Below are 19,546 nucleotides of genomic sequence, written 5' to 3'. Positions count from 1 at the left end.
GCGCCAAAATCCCCGAAGGGATGTTTTCGCCATCGCTGTTCTGATGAATGGTGCGGTCGAGAAGACTCGAACTTCCACGGCCTTTCGGCCACAGCCACCTCAAGGCTGCGCGTCTACCATTCCGCCACGACCGCACGTCGCCAAACCGCCGAAAATCCCATGTCGGGAGCCCGGCGGCGGGTAGGCGCGTCCCTCTAGCAAAGCCAATGACAGCGCGCAATGCGCTTTCTTCTAATGGTCGTCCGTGCCGGCGAAACTGAGGTTCAGGGCCTTGGATCCCTGCGGCACGTCCACTTCGGCGCTGTCGAAGTCGGCCGAGCCCTTGGGTGCCAGCTGGCGAACCGGCGCGTTGATCGTCCAGCCATAGACCGGCCGGCCCTGCGCATCGCGCAGCTCGGCGCGGATATCCGGCACCTGCTGGATCACATTGGTGGGATTCACGATCCGACCCGACACCGCGAACAGCTCGTTGCCGGTTGCCAGCGTGCGGCGATCGGGCTTGCGGACGACCTGGAGCATCAGCGGGCTCTGCGCCTTGCTGGTGCCGAACAGGCCGGCGAACGCGGTCGGCCCGAACCATGCCACCGCCGCCGCCGCAATCAGCAGCAGCACGCCGGCGAGCACGGCCAGCATCGTCATCTGGCGCACCGGATTGCGCCGCGCCCGGAACGGAGGCTCCGGCGCATAGGGATGGATCGGATCGGTCGATCGAATGTCGGCGAAGGCACCGGCCGGCGGCGGCGGCGTTTCCATGCCGGTCGGCGGGGCACCATAAGGCGATTCATCCGGGACGGCGCGCGCCACGACGGGGGGGGGCACGACGGGGAGCGATGGTGGCACGAAGCCTGCGGGGGCCTCCGCCGGATCGACGCTCGCCGGCTCCTGGAACCAGCTATGGCGGCAGGACGCGCACCGCACCTGCCGGCCGTTCACACCGACCGCGCTATCGGGCACGAGATAGCGCGTGCCGCACGCGGGACAGCTCAGTATCATGCCTTTGTCGTCCGGCTTTTCCGCAACGCGCGCAACCCCTTTAGATCGATCTAGGACGATGAATGCCCGGCTGGCAAGCGCCGCGCTTGCTCCCGCTGGCGTGCCTGTGCGAAAGCGGCAGGAACGAGGCTCTGAATGGAAAGGCGTCAGCCCAGCGAATGTCCGGTATCGTGCAGTTCGAGAATGTCGGCCTGCGTTACGGGACCGGCGCCGAGACGCTTTCGGACCTGAGCTTCACGCTGGCGCCGGGCGGCTTCTACTTCCTGACCGGCCCTTCGGGCGCAGGCAAGACGTCGCTGCTCAAGATGCTCTATCTCTCGCAGCGCCCGTCGCGCGGCGCGATCCGGCTGTTCGGCGAGGATGTCGTGCAACTCCGCCGCGCCCGCCTGCCCGGCTTCCGGCGGCGGATCGGCGTGGTGTTCCAGGATTTCCGACTGATCCCGCACCTTTCCGCCTTCGACAATATCGCCCTGCCGCTGCGCATCGCCGGCGTCGACGAGCGCGATCTGGTGACGCCGGTGCGCGAGATGCTGGCGTGGGTCGGCCTCGCCGAACGCGCCTCCGCGCACCCGCCAACGCTGTCCGGCGGCGAGCAGCAGCGCGTCGCCATCGCCCGCGCGGTGATCGGCCGGCCCGAAATCCTCGTCGCCGACGAGCCGACCGGCAATGTCGATCCCGAAATGGCGGCGCGGCTGCTCCATCTGTTCGACGCGCTCAACACGCTCGGCACCACCATCGTCGTCGCCACCCACGATATCCATCTGCTCAGCCGCGTCGCCTCGGCCAATGTCATGCGGCTCGATCGCGGGCAGTTGCAGGATCCGACCGGAGCGCTGCGCTATCCGCCGCGCGCGGAGCATCATTGATGATGCTGGGCGCATCCCAGGCCGAACGGCGGCTGTTGCCCGAAGGGCGACTGGCCGGGCCGATGCCGTGGGTGATCGCGATCATGATGTTCCTGACCGCGCTGGCCGCCGCCGGCGGGCTCGCCATGGCGTCGGCGGCGAGCCGGCTCGGCAGCGATCTCGGCCGCCAGGTGACGGTGCAGATCATCCTCGCCGATCCCACCCAGCGCGACCGTGAGGCCGGCGCCGCCGAACAGGCCCTGCGCGCACAGGAGGGCGTCATTTCGGCCCGGCGGCTCGGCCAGCCGGAGATGCAGGCGCTGCTGCGGCCATGGCTGGGCGATGCCGGCCTTGATCGCGACCTGCCGCTACCGGCGATGATCGACATCGACCTGACGGAGACCGGCCGCGACCGGCTCGATCGCATCGCCACCATGATCCGCACCGTCGCCCCCCATGCCCGGATCGACGATCATGCCGGCTTCATCGCCCCGCTGATCGGGCTGATCCGCTCGCTCGGGCTGCTGGCCGGCGGTATCGTGGTGATGATGGCCGGCGCCACCGCCGCCGCCGTGGTGCTGGCCGCGCGGTCGGCGCTCAACACCCATCGCCGCACGATCGACGTGATGCACATGATGGGCGCCACCGATGTCCAGGTGGCACGCCTCTTCCAGCGCCGTATCGCGCTCGACGCACTGTTCGGCGCCGTCGTCGGGCTGGTCGCCGCGATCGTCGTGATCGTCGTGTTGGGGCGCAGGATCAGCCAGATCGGCTCGGGCCTGGTCGGCTCGATCGCGCTGCCTGCCGGCGCCTGGCTGGTGCTGCTCTGCCTGCCGGTGCTGGCCGGCCTGCTGGCGCTGCTGGTCGCCCGCGTGACCGTGCAGCGCGCACTGGGACGGACCTTATGATCAGTCGCCTGATCGCCCTGCTGATCGTCCTGTGGGGGCTGGGCTTCGCGGTCTTCACGCTCACCCTGCCCCGCCCGGCCGGCAACGAGCAGACCGACGCGATCGTCGTGCTGACCGGCGGCGCCGGACGGCTCGATCGCGGCCTCGCCATGCTGGCGCAGCATCGCGCGCAGCGGCTGCTGGTCTCCGGCGCCGATCGCACCGTGCGCAAGAAGGAACTGGCGCTCCGCACCGGACGCCCCGAGGCGCTGTTCGATTGCTGCGTCGATCTCGGCCAGGAATCGGTCGACACCCGCACCAACGCGACCGAAACCGCCAAATGGCTGCTCGCGCATCATTACCACAGCGCCCGGCTGATCACGACCGACTGGCATATGCCGCGCGCGCATTCCGATCTGGATCGCGCCCTTGCCGGCAAGGGCATCGCCATCCTGCCCGATGCGGTGCGCAGCCAGCCCGGCTTCATGACCCTGTTCACCGAATATCATAAATATTTGCTGCGGCGGATCGCTGCACCCTTCGGCTATTGATATCGTGATGAGATTGATCCGATCCCTGAGCTTCGCCCTGCTCTTCTACGCGCTGACGACGATGATCGTCCTGGTCGGGCTGCCGATCGCGCTGTTCAGCCGCAAGGGCATCTCCCGCGTCGCCCACCATTGGGGCCGCCTGTACCTCATCCTGGCCCGCGCCACCGTTGGCGTGCGGATGAAGGTGGAGGGCACGCTGCCGGACGGGCCGGTGCTCGTCGCCGCCAAGCATGAATCGGCCTATGAGACGCTCGCGCTGCTGGCGATACTCGACGAGCCGATCATCGTGCTGAAGCGCGAGCTGGCCGCGATCCCGCTGTTCGGCACGCTGATCCGCCGCCACGGCGTCATTCCGGTCGATCGTGCCGCCAGCGCCACCGCGCTGCGATCGATGCTGCTCGCAGCGGATGATGCGAAGACCCGGCATCGCGTGGTGCTGATCTTCCCGGAGGGCACGCGCGTTCCGCATGGCGAAGCGCCGAAGCTGCAGGCCGGCTTCGCAGGCCTCTATGCGCGGCTCGGTATGCCGGTCATCCCGGTCGCGACCGATGCCGGCATCGTCTGGCCGCGCGGGTTGATGAAGCAGCCCGGCATCGTCACGCTGCGGTTCGGCGAGACCATTCCGTCAGGCCTGCCGCGCAAGGCGATCGAGGCGGCCGTCCATGACGCGATCAACGTCCTGAACGGCTAAGCCTTCAATCTCAGTGCTTGCGGCCGAAATCGGGGGCCGCATCGTCCTGGCCCTGCTCGACGATCGAGCGGCGCACTGCGCGCGTCCGCGTGAACAGATCGAACAGCGTGTCGCCGTCTCCCCAGCGGATCGCGCGCTGGAGCATGGTGAGATCCTCGGTCAGCCGCTGGAGAACTTCCAGCACCGCCTCGCGGTTGTTGAGGAACACGTCGCGCCACATCGTCGGATCGGAGGCAGCGATGCGGGTGAAGTCACGGAAGCCGCCGGCCGAGAATTTGATCACCTCGCCCTGCGTCACGTCCTCGAGGTCCGACGCGGTGCCGACGATGGTGTAGGCGATCAGATGCGGCACATGGCTGGTGACGGCCAGCACCAGATCATGATGCTTGGGGTCCATGATCTCGACCTGCGCACCGAATGCCTGCCAGAAGGCGCGCAATCGCTCGACCGCCGCCTCGGGCGCCTCCGGGGTCGGCGTCAGGATGCACCAGCGGCTCTTGAACAGGCTCGCGAAGCCGGCATCCGGCCCGCTATGCTCGGTGCCCGCAACCGGATGGCCGGGGACGATGACCGCATCGGGCAGATGTTCGCGCAGCGCCGCGATGACGCTGGCCTTCGATCCGCCGACATCGCTGACGATCGCGTCCGCCGGCAGATCGTGCGCGATCGCCTCCGCCACCGCCCCCATCGCGCCGACCGGCACGCACAGCATCACCAGATCGGCATCGATCACCGCGGCACCGGCAGTATCGGCCACGTCGTCGGCGAGATCGAGCGCCCGCACTCGCTCGCGCACCGCCGGATCGGCATCGTGCAGGGTCAGCCGGACGGTCGGCATATAGTCCCGCACCGCGCGCGCGATCGAGGAGCCGATCAGCCCCAGCCCGATGATGGTGACGCGCGAGAAGGGCAGCATCTAGGCGCCGACGATTTCGCGGAGCGCGTCGATCAGCCCGCGCGTCTGCGCCTCGGTGCCGACCGAGATGCGCAGGCCATGCCGCAGCCCCTGGCCCGGCAGCCAGCGCACGATGAAGCCGCGCTCCATCAGCCCGGTATAGGCTTCCTCGGCGCTCACCTGTCCCTCGAACAGCACGAGCAGGAAATTGGCCTTGGACGGCACCGCGCGGAGGCCGGCATTGGAAAGCTTGGCGATCTCGTCGCTCATCCAGCCAAGCCACTGCGCATTGTGGACGCGGCTCGCCTCGACGAAATCGGTCGCCTTCAGGCTGGCGATCGCCGCGCTCTGGCCGGCGGTGGTGACGTTGAACGGGGCGCGGATCTTGTGCATCGCCTCGATCACCGGGGCGGGGCCATAGCCCCAGCCGATCCGCTCCGCCGCCAATCCGAAGATCTTCGAGAAGGTGCGCGTGACCAGCACGTTCGAGGCAGTCTTCGCCAGTTCGAAGGCACCGTCGTCATCCTCCGGCGCCAGATATTCGGCATAGGCCTGATCGACGACGAACAGGCAATCCGCCGGGATGCCGGCGTGGAGGCGCGCCAGCTCGTCCTTGGGCAGATAGGTGCCGGTCGGGTTGTTGGGGTTGGCGAGATAGACGACCCGCGTCTTCGGCGTCACCGCGGCGAGCAGCGCATCGACGTCGGTGGCGTAATCGACATCCGGCGCCTCGATCGGCGCCGCGCCTACGCGCCGCGCCGCGATCGGATAGACCGAGAAACCGTAGCGCACGAACAATACTTCATCGCCCAGCCCGGCGAACGCACCGGCGGCGAGGTGGAGCACCTCGTCCGATCCGGTGCCGTGGATCACCCGATCCGCATCGAGCCCGTAATGCGCCGCGATGGCGTCGCGCAGTTCGGTCGCTCCGGCATCGGGATAGCGATCGAGCGTCGCCGCCGCCGTCGCGAACGCCTCACGGACAGCCGGTGCGGTGCCTAGCGGATTCTCGTTGGACGAGAGCTTGGCGGCCTTCACGCCGCTGTCGGTGGTGGAGCGGCCGGGCACATAGGGCGCGATCGCGTCGATCCAGGGCTTGGGGGTCAGCATGGTCATGCTGGCGGCTGTAGCGGCGAATGGAGGGCGAGGGAACGGCCGACGATCGCAGAGGGGATGCACGGCACCGCACGCAGGGCGATTGACACCCGCCCCCGCGCGCCCGTAGCGCGCAGCGGTGATGGAGCATGATCAGCGTTTCGGAACCCAGCGCAGCGTCACCCTGCCGGGGCCGCTCGCGCTCGATGGCGGGCAGATCCTCACGCCCGTCACCATCGGCTACGAAACCTACGGCACGCTGAACGGCGATGCCTCCAACGCCATCCTGATCTGCCATGCGCTGACCGGCGACCAGCATGTCGCCAGCCTCCACCCCGTCACCGGCAAGCCGGGCTGGTGGACGCGCATGGTCGGCGAGGGCAAGCCGATCGACCCGGCCCGCCATTTCATCGTCTGCGCCAACGTGCTGGGATCGTGCATGGGCAGCTCCGGCCCGGCGACGGCTGCCGCCGACGGCCAGCCCTATGCGATGCGCTTCCCGGTCATCACCATCCGCGACATGGTGCGCGCGCAGGCGATGCTGCTCGATCACCTCGGCGTGCGCGTACTGACCACGGTCGGCGGATCGATGGGCGGGATGCAGGTGCTCGAATGGGCCGCGACCTATCCGGAGCGGGTCCGCTCGGCGGTGATCGTCGCCAGCGCGGCGCGTCATTCGGCGCAGAACATCGCCTTCCACGAGGTCGGGCGACAGGCGATCATGGCCGATCCCAAATGGCGCGGCGGCGACTATTATGCGAGCAACGATCCCCCTGCCGATGGCTTGGCGGTGGCGCGGATGGCGGCGCACATCACCTACCTGTCCGAGGACGGGCTCACCGAGAAATTCGGCCGCAAGCTTCAGGCGCGTGAATCAAAGGGCTTCGGCTTCGACGCCGATTTCCAGGTGGAGAGCTATCTGCGCCACCAGGGGCTGAGCTTCGTCGATCGCTTCGACGCCAACTCCTATCTCTATATCACCCGCGCGATGGACTATTTCGATCTCGCCGAAGAGCATGGCGGGCTGCTCGCCAATGCCTTCCGCGGCACCAAGACGCGCTTCTGCCTCGTCTCCTTCGATACCGACTGGCTCTACCCGACCCGCGAATCGCGCAGCATCGTGCAGGCCTTGAACGCCGCCGGCGCGGCGGCAAGCTTTGTGGAGCTGTCCTCCCCCTTCGGCCATGACGCCTTCCTGCTCGACGTGCCCGAGCTGTTCCGCGTCGTCGACGGCTTCCTGAAGGCGGGCGGCTTGTGAACGGCCAGGCGCTTCTCGCTCTCCGCCCCGATCTGCGGATCATCGCCGACCATGTCGCGCCAGGCAGCCGCGCGCTCGACATCGGGTGCGGCGACGGCGCGCTGATGGCGGCGCTGCGCGATCATGCCGGGGTCGATGCGCGGGGCATCGAGATCGATGCCGGCAACGTCGCCAGCGCGGTGGCGCGCGGCCTCTCGGTGGTGCAGGGCGACGCCGATGTCGATCTGGCGGGCTATCCCTCCAACGCCTTCGATTACGCCATCCTCAGCCAGACGCTCCAGACGACGCGCGCGCCCGACAAGGTGCTCGACGAGCTGCTGCGCATCGGCGGGCGCGCCTTCGTCTCCTTCCCCAACTTCGCCTACTGGCGGGTGCGCGCGTCGTTGTTGTGGGGCGGGCGGATGCCGGTGACACGGACGCTGCCGGTGGCGTGGTACGCCACCCCCAACATCCATCACCTGACCATCGACGATTTCCGCGCCTTCCTGAAGGCCCGCGCCATCGTCACCGAGGGCGCCTGGTTCCTCAACGGCGACCGACTGACCAGCGAATGGGCAGCGAACTTCCGCGCCGAACATGCGGTGTTCCTGATCCGGCGCTGATCTCCGGTCGGCATACCGCCCTGCCAACATCCGATCGTCCTGAGCGCAGTCAAAGGACATGCTGCATGCGCCAGGCTTGAAGCACGCACTTCGACTGCGCTCAGCGCGAACGGATAGCGGGTCGGGCGCTCAGCCGCGCAGCGTCGCGCCCTGCTTCGCCGCCGCCGCGACGATCCTGTCGGCGATCGCCTTCAACCCGGCCTCGTCGAAGCTCTTGTCGGTCGGCTGGAGCACCACCTCGACGCCCAACGATTTCTGCCCTTCGGGCACGCCGGCGCCGGTGAAGACGTCGAACAGCGATACCTCGACGATCGCCTGCCTGTCCGCCCCGGCGATGGCGCGGGTCAGCCTGTCGGCGGCGAGATCGGCGGGCACCAGGAAGGCGAAGTCGCGCCGCACCGCCTGCAACGCCGACGGCGCATAGACGGGACGGGTTCGCCCGGCATCGCGCTTGACCGGGATCGCGTCGAGATAGATTTCGGCGGCGACCACCGGCCCCTCGACATCGAGGCCCTTCACCGTCTCGGGATGCAGCTCGCCGAAGGTGGCGAGGATCATCTTGGGGCCGAGGCCGAGCTGGCCCGAGCGCCCCGGATGCCAAGTGTCGCCACCGGCCCCGACCAGCTGGAGCCGATCGACCGGCGCGCCCGCCGCGGCGAGGATTGCCACCGCTTCGGCCTTGGCATCGAAGGCGTCGGCCGCGCGAGCCTTGCCCGAACGCCAGTCGCGGCCTTGGGCCTCGCCGGCGATCAGCACGGTCAAGGTCGAGCGCTCTGCCTCTCCCAGATAGCGACGGCCGAGCTCGAACAGCCGTACCGACTTTTCGCCACGATCGCGGTTGCGCTGCGCGGCGCGGGCAAGCCCCGGGATGAGCGACGGGCGCATCACCTTGAGATCCTCGGAGATCGGGTTGGCGAGCGTCCAATGGCCGCCACCGAACACCGCCGCCTCCTTCTCGGAGAGAAAGCTCCACGTCACCGCCTCGGCGAAGCCGCGCGCGGCAGCCATGCGGCGCGCCTTGCGCTCGGTGCGCTGCTCGGGCGTCGCGGTCGGGCGGGCAACGCCCTCGGCGCGCGGCAGCGGCACCGCGGGGAGATTGTCCAGCCCCTCGATGCGGATCACCTCTTCCACCAGATCGGCGGTGCCGTCGATATCGCGACGCCAGCTCGGGATGGTGACGGTGAAATCGTCGGAGACACCGAAGCCGAGCCGTTCGAGGATCGCCTTCTGCCGGTCGATGGCCACATCCATGCCGCCCAGCGTCCGCGTCTTCGCCGGATCGAAGGCGAGCGTGCGCGGCGCGACCGGCGGTTGGCCGGCGCGGGTGATCGCGCTGGCGCGGCCGCCGCCATGATCGAGCACCAGCTTCGTCGCGATCGCCAGCCCCGCATCGAGGAAGGCCGGATCGACGCCGCGCTCGAAGCGCTGGCGGGCATCGCTGGTCAGCGCCAGCTTCTGGCCGGCGAGCGCGATATGGTCGGGATCGAAATAGGCGCATTCGATCAGCACGTCGGTGGTGCCCTCGGACACGCCCGAATGCGCGCCGCCCATGATGCCCGCGATATCGTGGACCATCGCGTCGTCGGCGATCACGGTCATCGAGCCGTCGAGCGTGTAGGTCTTGCCGTTGAGCGCGACGACCTGCTCACCGTCGCTCGCCTTGCGCGCGACCAGCGCACCGGCGAGCTTCGCGCGGTCATAGACGTGGAGCGGGCGGCCGAGATCGATTGAGACGAAATTGGTGATGTCGACCAGCATCGAGATCGGCTTCTGGCCGATCGCCTGGAGCCGGCGCGCCATCCACTCGGGCGAGGCGCCATTGGTCACGCCCGCCACCGCCTGCGCGAAGAAGGCCGGGCATCCTTCGACATCGTCGATCCGCACGTCCAGCGCGGGATCATCGCCCGCGATCGGATCGAGCGAGGCCATGCGATAGACATCGTGCAGCGGCTTGAGCGTGCCGAGGCCGAAAGCGGCGAGATCGCGGGCGATGCCGCGCACGCCCATGCAATCCTGTCGGTTGGGGGTGATCGCGATGTCGAACAGCGGATCGTCCAGCCCCGCCCATTCGGCGTAGCTGGTGCCGACCGGCGCATCCGCGGGCAGCTCGACGATGCCGTCATGATCCTCGCCGAGCAGCAGCTCGCGGAACGAGCACATCATGCCGTTCGATTCGACCCCGCGGATCGCGGCGACCTTCAGCGTCATGTCCGGCCCCGGCACCCAGGTGCCCGGCGCGCCGAAAATGCCGACCAGACCCGCGCGCGCGTTCGGCGCGCCGCAGACCACCTGCAACGGCCCGTCACCCGCATCGACCGACAGCACCTGCAACTTGTCCGCCTGCGGATGCGGCGCGGCGGTGAGCACCTTCGCGATCTTGAACGGGCGCAGCACGTCGGCGGGGTTGGAGACCTCCTCCACCTCCAGCCCGATGCGGTTGAGCGCGTCCGCCACGGCGACCGCGTCGGCCTGCGTGTCGAGATGCTCCTTGAGCCAGCTCAGGGTGAACTTCATGCGCCGACTCCCTGCGCGATGGTGGGTATGTCGAGCGCCGCGAAGCCATAATGGCGCAGCCAGCGCAGATCGCCGTCGAAGAAGGCGCGCAGATCGTCCATGCCATATTTGAGCATCGCGAGACGATCGATGCCGCAGCCGAAGGCGAAGCCTTGCCATTCCTCGGGATCGAGCCCGCAGGCGGCGATCACCTCGGGATGGACCATGCCGCTGCCCAGGATTTCCATCCAGCCATCGGGCTCGGCGCCGCCGATCACGCGCTTGCCCTTCACCAGCGTATAGCCGACATCGACCTCCATCGAGGGCTCGGTGAAGGGAAAATAGCTCGGCCGCAGCCGCAGCACGATGTCGTCGCGCTCGAAAAAGGCCTTCACGAAGGTCTCGAGGGTCCATTTGAGATGGCCCATCGTGATCCCGCGATCGATCACCAGCCCCTCGACCTGGTGGAACATCGGGGTGTGGGTGGCGTCGCTGTCCGAACGATAGGTGCGGCCAGGCGCGATGATCCGGATCGGCGGCTTCTGCGTCACCATCGTGCGGATCTGGACGGGTGAAGTGTGCGTGCGGAGCAGCATCTTCCTGCCCTCACCATCGACCTTGTCGAAGTAAAAGGTGTCATGCATCGCGCGCGCCGGATGGCTCTCCGGGATGTTGAGCGCGGTGAAATTGTGCCAGTCGTCCTCGATCTCGGGGCCGGTGGCAACCGCGAAGCCGAGATCGGCAAAGATCTCCGCCAGCTCGTCCATCACCTGGGAAACGGGATGCACCGATCCGCCGGCCGTGCCTGCCACCGGAAGCGACATGTCGAGCGTCTCGGAGGCGAGCCGCGCATCGAGCACGGCGCGCTCCATCTCGGCCTTCTTCGCGGCGATCGCGGCGGTCACCGCCTCGCGCAGCCCCTGGATGCGCGGGCCCTGGGCCTGCCGCTCCTCGGGCGCCATCGCGCCGAGCGTCTTGAGCAGCGCCGTCACCGCGCCCTGCTTGCCGAGCGCATGGACACGGGCCGCCTCCAGCCCTTCCAGATTCGGGGCGGCGGCGATGGCGCTCAGCAGGTCGCCCTGCAACTGGTCGATATCGGTGGTCATGGCAGGTCCAGATCCGGGAATGTCGGCCGAGCCCTTAGGACAGGCCGACCCCAAAAAGCAAAGGGCGCGGCGACCATCGGCCACCGCGCCCCTTGAAGAGCCTTCAGCGTATCGGCTTATGCCGCGACGCGCGCGCCCTCGGGCAGAGCCGCCTTGGACTGCGCGATGATCGCGCTGAACGCCTGGCCCTCGTTCATGGCGAGATCGGCCAGAACCTTCCGGTCCAGTTCGACGCCGGCCAGCTTGAGGCCGTGCATGAACACGCCATAGGTGAGGCCCTCGGCGCGCACTGCCGCGTTGATACGCTGGATCCAGAGCGCGCGGAACGAGCGCTTCTTCACCTTGCGATCGCGATAGGCGTACTGGCCGGCCTTCTCGACGGCCTGACGGGCGATGCGGATCGTGTTCTTGCGACGGCCGTAATAGCCCTTCGCTGCGTCCAGGATCCGGTTATGCTTGGCGCGGGTGGTCGTACCCCGCTTTACGCGTGCCATGTGTCAGTACTCCTCAGTTCAGACCGTAGGGCGCCCAGAGCTTGATCCGGGGCGTATCCGCCTCGGAAAGCACGCTGGTGCCGCGGTTGGTGCGGATGTACTTGGAATTGTGGCTGATCAGGCGGTGGCGCTTGCCGGCCACACCATGCTTCACCTTGCCGGTGGCGGTGAGCTTGAAGCGCTTCTTCACGCCGCTCTTCGTCTTGAGCTTGGGCATTTTCGACTCCTCGTAAGGTGGCCCCGGAACTGGGACCGGTCGATTGCGGACAGGACACGGCAGCCCACACTGGCCGGACCATCCCTCGATCGAAGGGCGGGCCTATAGGGTCAAAGCCGGTTGCATGCAACCACCTGTCGGAACAGAGCGGTGGCGCGGCCGTTCTCCTGCCTCATGACCATGGCATCACCCCCGGCCGCAGAGCAGCATCCCGTCGGCTCGCACCGGCGCTGGCACCGCCCGGTCGGCTACGGCCTCTCGGTGATCGCCATCCTGATCGGGCTGATCGTCCTTGCCTGGGCGATCCTGTTCGTCACCAAGGGCCGCTTCCTCAAGCATCGGTTCGAGAGCATCGCCTCCAGCCTGACCGAACGGCAGGTCACGGTCGCCGGCGATTTCCAGCTCTATCTCGATCCGATCAACGTCAAGTTCGTCGCCGACGGGCTGAGCGTGTCGAACCCCGGCTGGGCCTCGAAGCCGAATTTCCTCACCGCCGATCATATCGATACCCGCATCTCGACGATCCGGCTGATCTTCGGCGCCCGCCATGCGCGCTGGCTCAACCTGACCAACGCCGCGATCGATGCCGAGTGGGACAAGGCCCACCTCCACAACACATGGACCTTCGGCGATCCGAACAAGAAGGGCGCGCCCTTCCAGATGCCGGTGATAGAGCGTGCGATGGCGGCCGGAACCACCGTCCGTTACCGCGATCCGCAGATGCTGCTGGCGACCGACCAGCGGCTCGACACGATCCAGTCGACCGGCACCAGCATCAACAATGCGATCCATTTCACCGGCGACGGCACGCTGCGCGGCCATCCGTTCACCAACACCGGCGCGCTGCTGTCGCCCAATTCCACGATCACGCTCGGCAAGACCCAGCTCGAGCTGCACGCGTTGACCGGCGCGACCCATCTGGATGTCGCCGGTACGCTGCCCGCCGCCACCCAGATCGAGGGATCGGACCTCAATGTCGCGGTTCGCGGCCCGAATGCGCGGCTGCTGTTCGACCTGCTCGGCGTCGTGATCCCCGATACCCGCGCCTATCACTTCAAATCGCACCTGACCAAGGAGGGCGGCGACTGGAAGTTCGCGCATCTCGCCGGTGCCTTCGGCGACAGCGATCTTGCCGGGCAGATGACCATCTCGCTGCCCCATGACCGGCTTCGCGTCGATGCGGACATCGCCTCCCGGAAGGTCGATATCATCGATATCGGGCCGTTCATCGGCTATGATCCCACCGCGCTCGCTGCCAAGGGGCCGACGGCGGCGGCGACCACCCAGTCCAAGACCGACCACCCGCGCATCCTGCCCGACGCCCCCCTGCGCGCCGAGGCGCTCAAGGCGTTCGACGCCCATGTGATCTACAAGGTGGCGACAATCCGGGCGCCGCACGTGCCGGTCTCCAACGTCGCGCTGACGCTCGACCTCGATCACAATTTGCTCACCCTTTCGCCGATGACGATGGACGTCTCGGGCGGGCATCTCGCCGCCGACATCACCCTCAACGCGCGTGATCCGGCGGTCGTCACCGATTACGACATCCGGCTGTCGCCGACGCCGATGGGCAGGCTACTCGCCGGCTGGGGCGTGGACGAATCGGGCACCACCGGCACCATCGCGGCACGCGTGAAGATGCACGGCACCGGCGATTCGGTGCGCAAGTCGCTGGCGACCTCCGATGGCCGCATCGCCATCATCATCCCGGCCGGCGATTTCTGGACGCGCAACGTCCAGCTCGCCGAATTCGATATCGGCGTGTTCGTGCAGCGCCTGCTCCAGAAGAAGCTCAAGAAGCCGGTCCACATCAATTGCGGCCTGATCGCCTTCACCGTGAAGAAAGGCGTCGCGGCCGCCGACCCGATCCTGATCGATACCGACGCCAATGTGATGACCGCAAAGGGTGGCTTCAGCTTCCAGGACGAGTCGATGAACATCCAGTTCAGGGCCGATGCCAAGAAATTCTCGGTCTTCTCCGGCCAATCCCCGGTCAATATCGGCGGTTATTTCGCGGCGCCCAAGCTCGGCATCGTCACCCCGCAACTGCTCGCGCGCGGCGGTGCGGCGGTCGCGCTCGGGCTGGTGGCGACGCCGTTCGCCTCGGTGCTGGCCTTCGTCGATCCGGGCGACGCCAAGAGCGCGGCCTGCGGCCCGATCCTCGCAGCGGCGCCGGCGTCCGCCCAGCGCACCACCAAGGGCCAGGACATCAAGGCGCTCGGCACCAAGGGCACGAACGGCCAGAAGGCCGCCCAGCCCAAGAAGAAAAAGAAGATCCTCGGTATCTTCTAGCCGGCGCGTCAGCCGCCCAGCCGCTCCAGCACGGGATCGAGCAGTCGGGCATCGCCGAGCGCCACCACGCGGCCGTCGCTGCCCCGGTCGAGCGGCGCGCCCTGCCAATCCCGCATCACGCCGCCCGCGCCCTCGACCACCGGCACCAGCGCAGCGAAATCATAGAGCTTCAGGTTCGCCTCGATCACGCCGTCGAGCTGACCGAGCGCGACCAGCCCGTAATTATAGCAGTCGCCGCCCCAGATCGCGTCACGCGCATCGCGGGTGACGCGCGCATAGGCGGCATTCTCGTCCACGCTGAACGCGGCGGGCGCGGTACTGCCGAACCGGGCTTCGGCGAGATCGGTGCAATGGCGCGTGCCGACGATCCCGCCGTTGAAGCGCGTCGGCCGGCCGGCGGCGCCGATCCAGCGCTCGCCGAGGATGGGCTGGTCGATAATGCCCAGCACCGGGCTGCCGCCTTCCAGCAGCGCGATCAGCGTGCCGAACAGCGGCCGGCCGGTGACGAAGGCGCGGGTGCCGTCGATCGGGTCGAGCACCCACAAACGCTCGGCCTCCCCGCGCACCACACCATATTCCTCGCCGATGATGCCGTCTTCCGGTCGCTCGGCCTCGATGATCGCGCGCATCGCCGCCTCGGCGGCGCGATCGGCCTCGGTGACAGGCGAGGCATCGGCCTTCTGCTCCAGATCGAAGCGGGCGCGGAAGAAGGGGCGGATCGCGGCGCCGGCCGCATCGGCCAGTCGCTCGGCCAGTCGGATATCGTCGTCGGTCATGCCCATGCCGTAGCGAAACGCGCATGGCTGCGGTAGCCTCGGGTGAGCTTTCGAAAGATGAATCGACCATGCGCCACGCCCTGATCCCCACGCTTCGCTATGACGATGCGCCCGCCGCCATCCTGTTCCTGTGCGATGCCTTCGGCTTCCTGCCGCACGCCATCTATGCCGATGAAGAGGATCAAGAGGTGATCCACCATGCCCAGCTCCAGCTGGACGGCAATATGATCATGCTGAGCAGCACCAGCGACGACGAGGCCAGCGACACCTATCGCTGGCGGACGACCGAAGAGGCCGGCGGCATTACCATGTGCGTCTATGCGGTGATCGCCGACGTCGACGCCCATGCGGAACGCGCGAGGGCGGCCGGCGCCGAACTGGTCACCGAACCGCACGACAATGAGGGCTATCCGGGCCGGGGCTATACCGCCCGCGACCCGGAAGGGAATATCTGGAGCTTCGGGGACTACGACCCCTTCGCACCGCCGCCGGCCGACGCCTGACACGCCTCCCGGCGGGGCATCCCTGCCGGGATCAGTCGAACAGGCTCGACACCGAGGTTTCGTCGGCGATGCGCTTCACCGCTTCCGCCAGCAGCGGCGCGATCGTCAGCAGGCGGATCTTCTGGGCATCGGCCACCGCAGGCGGCGCCGCGATCGAATCGGTCACGACCAGTTCGGTCAGCACCGAACCCTCGACGCGCGCCACCGCGCCGCCGGACAGCACGCCATGGGTGACGTAGGCGACCACCCCCTCGGCCCCCGCCTCCTTGAGCGCGGCGGCGGCGTTGCACAGCGTGCCGGCCGAATCGACGATATCGTCGATCAGGATGCAGAAGCGGCCCTCGACGTCGCCGATGATGTTCATCACCTCCGATTCGCCCGGCTTTTCACGGCGCTTGTCGACGATCGCCAGCGGCGCATTGCCCAGCCGCTTGGAAAGCGCGCGCGCACGCACCACGCCGCCGACGTCCGGCGAGACGACCATCAGATTCTTGCCGGAGAAGCGCGCCAGGATATCCGCCGACATCACCGGCGCGGCATAGAGATTGTCAGTCGGGATATCGAAGAAACCCTGGATCTGGCCGGCATGGAGATCGACCGAGAGCACGCGATCGGCCCCCGCCGCGGTGATCATGTTGGCGACCAGCTTGGCCGAGATCGGCGTGCGGGGGCCGGGCTTGCGATCCTGCCGGGCATAGCCGAAATAAGGGAGCACCGCCGTGATCCGCCGGGCCGACGAGCGCTTGAGCGCATCGATGCAGATCAGCAATTCCATCAGATTGTCGTTGACCGGATAGCCGGTCGACTGGAGGACGAACACGTCCTCGCCGCGGACATTCTCGTGGATCTCGACGAAGATCTCCTCGTCGGCGAAACGGCGCACGCTCGCATTGGTGAGCGGCATGTCGAGATAGTCCGCGATCGCCTTGGCGAGCGTCAGGTTCGAATTGCCCGACAGAAGTTTCATGCGTGTGATCCCCGGCGGCGCCCGACGCCGGGCGTGTGTTGCGCGCGCCTTAGCGACGACTCGGCGTCCTGCCAAGTTGCGGGACGATGACAGGCTGCTACAGCGCCCTCCATGACCGTGATCACCCGCTTCGCGCCCTCTCCCACCGGCAAGCTGCATGTCGGCAACATCCGTACCGCCCTGGTGTGCTGGCTGGCGGCGCGCGCGGCCGGCGGCACATTCCTGCTGCGGCTGGACGATACCGACAGCGCGCGCTCCACCGAGGAGAATGTCGTCGCGATCCGCGAGGATCTGGCGTGGCTCGGGCTGGTGCCGGATGGCGAGGTCCGCCAGTCGGATCGTTTCGCGCTTTACGAGGCGGCGTTCGAGGGGCTGCATGCGGCCGGCCGGGTCTATCCCTGCTACGAGAGCGAGGAGGAGCTGGCGATCAAGCGGCGCGTCGCGCTCGGGCGCGGCCTGCCGCCGATCTACGATCGCGCCGCGCTGGCGCTGACGGTGGAGGAGCGGCACCGGCTGGAGGCCGACGGCATCCGCCCGCATTGGCGCTTCCGGCTGGACGCGGTGCCGATCGAGTGGACCGATCTCGTGCGCGGGCCACAGCGCTTCGAGGGCGCCGCGCTGTCGGATCCGGTGGTCCGCCGTGCGGATGGCAGCTGGCTCTATCTGCTGCCGAGCGTGATCGACGATATCGACATGAAGGTCAGCCATGTCGTGCGCGGCGAGGATCATGTCTCCAACACCGCCGTGCAGATCCAGATGTTCGCCGCGCTGGGGGCCGCCATCCCGCATTTCGCGCATATGGCGCTGCTGGTCGGGGCGGACGGCAAGCTCTCCAAGCGCGAGGGCTCGATCGGCGTCGGCGCGATTCGCCAGGACGGGATCGAACCGCAGGCCCTGCTCGCCTTGCTCGCGCGAATCGGGACGAGCGACCCCGTCATGCCGGTCGCGCAGGCCGGCGACCTGATCGCAGGGTTCGCCTTCTCGCATATGGGCCGGGCGCCGGCCCGGTTCGATTCGGCGGAGCTGGCCCAACTCAACGCCAAGACGCTGCACCTGCTGCCCTATGCCGCCGTGCGCGATCGCCTGCCGGCCGGGACCAGCGAGGCCGGCTGGCTGGCGCTCCGCCCGAATCTCGCCACGCTGAACGACATCGTAGAGGGCCAGGCGATGATCGACGGGCCGATCGCGGCGGCGCCGCTGACCGCCGAGGACAGACTCTTCTGCGCGCAGGCGGCCGAAGCCGCCGCGGCGATCGACTGGTCCGTCTCGCCCTGGGCCGCGCTGACCGGCGCGCTCAAGACGACCAGCGGACGCAAGGGCAAGGCCCTGTTCCTGCCGCTGCGGCAGGCGCTGACCGGCCGCGATCACGGCCCGGAAATGGCGGCGCTGCTCCCCCTGATCGGCCGCGAACGCGCGATCGAACGGTTGCGCACGGCAGCGGCCTAGCGGCCGGGGCCGGAGACGCCTATCTTGCCGCTTATGGCCCGTTCATCCTTCTCGCCGTTCAAGCCGCCCTCACCCCGCCGCCTCGCCGCCGGGTTCGAGGATCTGCGGCTATTCCTCGGCACGCGTGGTCGCGCCGATTATGTGATCGCCATCCTCGCCGCGGGGATCACGGCCTTCACCATCTTCGCCTTCTGGCATGACAGCCGCTTCCCGGCGCAGCAGCAGATCATCTTCGTCCACAATTGGCGCGCGGATCGCACCGACGCGGAGATCATTGCCGAGCAGAAGAAGGATCGCATCGAGCGCGATCAGGCCAATGCCGAACGCCGCGCCTTCTTCCAGAAGGCACAGAAGGCCACCAGCGGCTGGCTGTGAGCCGCGCGATGGATAGCCGGATCGATCCCGCCGCCGATGCGCGCTGGATGGCCGCCGCGATCGCCCTGTCCGAACGCGGCCGGGGCCGCACGGCGCCCAATCCCAATGTCGGTTGCGTGATCGTCAAGCATGGCCGCGTCGTCGGTAGAGGCTGGACCCAGCCGGGCGGCCGCCCCCATGCCGAGGCGGTGGCGCTCGAACAGGCCGGCGCATCGGCGCTCGGCGCGACCGCCTATGTGACGCTGGAACCCTGCGCGCACCATGGCGCGCGCGGCCCGGCCTGCGCGGATCTGCTGGTCGCGGCGCGGCCGGCACGGGTGGTCGCCGCGATCACCGATCCCGATCCGCGCACCGCGGGCCAGGGGTTTGCGCGCCTCCGCGCCGCGGGAATCGCGGTGACGGAGGGCATCCTGGTCGAGCCCGCCCGCCGGGCGATGGCGGGTTTCCTCACCCGGCAGACGCTGGGGCGGCCGCACGTCACGCTGAAGCTCGCGACCTCGCTCGATGGGAAGATCGCCCTGCCGTCCGGCGAAAGCCGCTGGATCACCGGCCCCGAGGCCCGCGCCCACGCCCATCTGGAACGGGCGCGCGCCGATGCGATCCTGGTCGGGCGCGGCACCCACGACGCCGATACGCCACGGCTCGACGTGCGCCTGCCGGGGCTGGAGGATCGCGCGCCTGCCCGTCTGCTGCTCAGCCGATCGTTCGCGGCGCAGGCCAGCGCGGAGCACCCCGCGCTCATCACCGAGATGCTGCTCGGCGGCGGTGGCGGCGGCTATCTCGTCCTGTCCGCGCCGGACCAGATCACGGCGCTGCCGCGCACCGACCATGTCCTCGTCGAAGGCGGCGCCGGCGTCGCGTCGAGCTTCCTCGCCGCCGATCTGGTCGATCGCCTGCTGCTCTACCGCGCGCCCATCCTGATCGGGGAAGGCCGCGCGGCGATCGGCGATATCGGCCTCGGGCAGCTTTCCGAAGCGCATGGCCGCTGGGCGCTGACCGATACGCGAACCTTCGGCATCGACCCACTCGAAATCTACGAACGACGGCGCTAGGGGCAGCA

Annotated in this window: 20 protein-coding genes and 1 tRNA gene; 11 read left to right on the top strand and 10 right to left on the bottom strand. The window is 68.3% G+C overall.

The genetic code is table 11. From position 1 onward, the window contains the following. Window positions 1-48 precede the first annotated feature (48 nt). Together PBT88_RS00475 and PBT88_RS00470 are read right to left on the bottom strand one after the other, a co-directional pair. A tRNA-Leu gene (locus PBT88_RS00475) sits at window positions 49-134 on the bottom strand. A gap of 97 nt (window positions 135-231) precedes the next feature. Further along, window positions 232-993, bottom strand: a complete 762-nt coding sequence (locus tag PBT88_RS00470; RefSeq protein WP_270077307.1) for a zinc-ribbon domain-containing protein — start codon at window positions 991-993, stop codon at window positions 232-234. 158 nt (window positions 994-1,151) lie between these two features. Between PBT88_RS00470 and ftsE the strand changes: the two genes are divergently transcribed. From ftsE to PBT88_RS00450, 4 genes are read left to right on the top strand one after another with little or no spacing between them, the layout of a single operon-like run. Beyond that, window positions 1,152-1,859: a cell division ATP-binding protein FtsE gene (ftsE, locus tag PBT88_RS00465; RefSeq protein ID WP_270077306.1), complete on the top strand. Its 708-nt coding sequence runs from the start codon at window positions 1,152-1,154 to the stop codon at window positions 1,857-1,859. 2 nt (window positions 1,860-1,861) lie between these two features. Continuing rightward, the gene (locus PBT88_RS00460; protein ID WP_407696487.1) at window positions 1,862-2,746 is read left to right on the top strand and encodes a cell division protein FtsX; all 885 of its coding nucleotides are present in this window, start codon (window positions 1,862-1,864) and stop codon (window positions 2,744-2,746) included. Further along, the gene (locus PBT88_RS00455; protein ID WP_270077304.1) at window positions 2,743-3,276 is read left to right on the top strand and encodes a YdcF family protein; all 534 of its coding nucleotides are present in this window, start codon (window positions 2,743-2,745) and stop codon (window positions 3,274-3,276) included. Before PBT88_RS00460 ends, PBT88_RS00455 begins: the two co-directional genes overlap by 4 nt. A gap of 7 nt (window positions 3,277-3,283) precedes the next feature. Further along, window positions 3,284-3,967, top strand: a complete 684-nt coding sequence (locus tag PBT88_RS00450) for a lysophospholipid acyltransferase family protein (protein ID WP_270077303.1) — start codon at window positions 3,284-3,286, stop codon at window positions 3,965-3,967. 10 nt (window positions 3,968-3,977) lie between these two features. On the opposite strand, the gene PBT88_RS00445 is transcribed toward PBT88_RS00450, so the two are convergent. Next, window positions 3,978-4,883, bottom strand: a complete 906-nt coding sequence (locus tag PBT88_RS00445) for a prephenate/arogenate dehydrogenase family protein (protein WP_270077302.1) — start codon at window positions 4,881-4,883, stop codon at window positions 3,978-3,980. Next, window positions 4,884-5,978 carry a histidinol-phosphate transaminase gene (gene hisC, locus PBT88_RS00440; RefSeq protein WP_270077301.1) on the bottom strand — a complete coding sequence of 365 codons (1,095 nt, stop codon included), beginning with the start codon at window positions 5,976-5,978 and terminating at the stop codon, window positions 4,884-4,886. Between the two features lie 121 nt (window positions 5,979-6,099). Here hisC and metX point away from each other — a divergent pair, with 121 nt between their 5' ends. Together metX and metW are read left to right on the top strand one after the other, a co-directional pair. Then, entirely contained in the window at window positions 6,100-7,215 is a 1,116-nt protein-coding gene (metX, locus tag PBT88_RS00435; RefSeq protein WP_270077300.1) for a homoserine O-acetyltransferase MetX, read from the top strand. Further along, the gene (gene metW, locus PBT88_RS00430; RefSeq protein WP_270077299.1) at window positions 7,212-7,817 is read left to right on the top strand and encodes a methionine biosynthesis protein MetW; all 606 of its coding nucleotides are present in this window, start codon (window positions 7,212-7,214) and stop codon (window positions 7,815-7,817) included. Before metX ends, metW begins: the two co-directional genes overlap by 4 nt. Before the next feature lie 129 nt (window positions 7,818-7,946). Here metW and pheT read toward each other — a convergent pair whose 3' ends face one another. The 4 genes from pheT to rpmI form a co-directional block, all read right to left on the bottom strand. Further along, entirely contained in the window at window positions 7,947-10,331 is a 2,385-nt protein-coding gene (gene pheT / locus PBT88_RS00425) for a phenylalanine--tRNA ligase subunit beta (RefSeq protein WP_270077298.1), read from the bottom strand. Further along, window positions 10,328-11,416, bottom strand: coding sequence for a phenylalanine--tRNA ligase subunit alpha (pheS, locus tag PBT88_RS00420; protein ID WP_270077297.1), 1,089 nt, complete (start codon window positions 11,414-11,416; stop codon window positions 10,328-10,330). Before pheS ends, pheT begins: the two co-directional genes overlap by 4 nt. Before the next feature lie 116 nt (window positions 11,417-11,532). After that, on the bottom strand, window positions 11,533-11,910 hold the full coding sequence (gene rplT, locus PBT88_RS00415; RefSeq protein WP_270077296.1) for a 50S ribosomal protein L20: 378 nt from the start codon (window positions 11,908-11,910) through the stop codon (window positions 11,533-11,535). A 13-nt stretch (window positions 11,911-11,923) separates the two neighbouring features. Beyond that, complete coding sequence (rpmI, locus tag PBT88_RS00410) at window positions 11,924-12,127, bottom strand: 50S ribosomal protein L35 (protein WP_270077295.1); 204 nt, start codon at window positions 12,125-12,127, stop codon at window positions 11,924-11,926. A gap of 174 nt (window positions 12,128-12,301) precedes the next feature. On the opposite strand from rpmI, the gene PBT88_RS00405 reads away from it, so the two are divergent. Then, the gene (locus PBT88_RS00405; protein ID WP_270077294.1) at window positions 12,302-14,419 is read left to right on the top strand and encodes an AsmA family protein; all 2,118 of its coding nucleotides are present in this window, start codon (window positions 12,302-12,304) and stop codon (window positions 14,417-14,419) included. A gap of 8 nt (window positions 14,420-14,427) precedes the next feature. Here PBT88_RS00405 and hisN read toward each other — a convergent pair whose 3' ends face one another. Beyond that, entirely contained in the window at window positions 14,428-15,195 is a 768-nt protein-coding gene (gene hisN / locus PBT88_RS00400; RefSeq protein WP_270077293.1) for a histidinol-phosphatase, read from the bottom strand. A gap of 68 nt (window positions 15,196-15,263) precedes the next feature. On the opposite strand from hisN, the gene PBT88_RS00395 reads away from it, so the two are divergent. Continuing rightward, window positions 15,264-15,698, top strand: a complete 435-nt coding sequence (locus PBT88_RS00395; protein WP_270077292.1) for a VOC family protein — start codon at window positions 15,264-15,266, stop codon at window positions 15,696-15,698. A 31-nt stretch (window positions 15,699-15,729) separates the two neighbouring features. Here PBT88_RS00395 and PBT88_RS00390 read toward each other — a convergent pair whose 3' ends face one another. After that, the gene (locus PBT88_RS00390; RefSeq protein ID WP_270077291.1) at window positions 15,730-16,665 is read right to left on the bottom strand and encodes a ribose-phosphate pyrophosphokinase; all 936 of its coding nucleotides are present in this window, start codon (window positions 16,663-16,665) and stop codon (window positions 15,730-15,732) included. Between the two features lie 111 nt (window positions 16,666-16,776). Here PBT88_RS00390 and gltX point away from each other — a divergent pair, with 111 nt between their 5' ends. The 3 genes from gltX to ribD are packed head-to-tail and all read left to right on the top strand — an operon-like array spanning window position 16,777 to window position 19,538. Next, entirely contained in the window at window positions 16,777-18,111 is a 1,335-nt protein-coding gene (gene gltX / locus PBT88_RS00385; protein ID WP_270077290.1) for a glutamate--tRNA ligase, read from the top strand. A gap of 33 nt (window positions 18,112-18,144) precedes the next feature. Further along, entirely contained in the window at window positions 18,145-18,486 is a 342-nt protein-coding gene (locus PBT88_RS00380) for a hypothetical protein (RefSeq protein WP_270077289.1), read from the top strand. A 47-nt stretch (window positions 18,487-18,533) separates the two neighbouring features. Continuing rightward, window positions 18,534-19,538 (top strand): bifunctional diaminohydroxyphosphoribosylaminopyrimidine deaminase/5-amino-6-(5-phosphoribosylamino)uracil reductase RibD, encoded by a 1,005-nt coding sequence (gene ribD, locus PBT88_RS00375; RefSeq protein ID WP_270079343.1) that lies wholly within the window; start codon window positions 18,534-18,536, stop codon window positions 19,536-19,538. Window positions 19,539-19,546 lie beyond the last annotated feature (8 nt).

The sequence above is a fragment of the Sphingomonas abietis genome, from assembly GCF_027625475.1.
Taxonomy (GTDB): domain Bacteria; phylum Pseudomonadota; class Alphaproteobacteria; order Sphingomonadales; family Sphingomonadaceae; genus Solisphingomonas; species Solisphingomonas abietis.
This window is presented reverse-complemented; position numbering and strand designations above follow the sequence as displayed.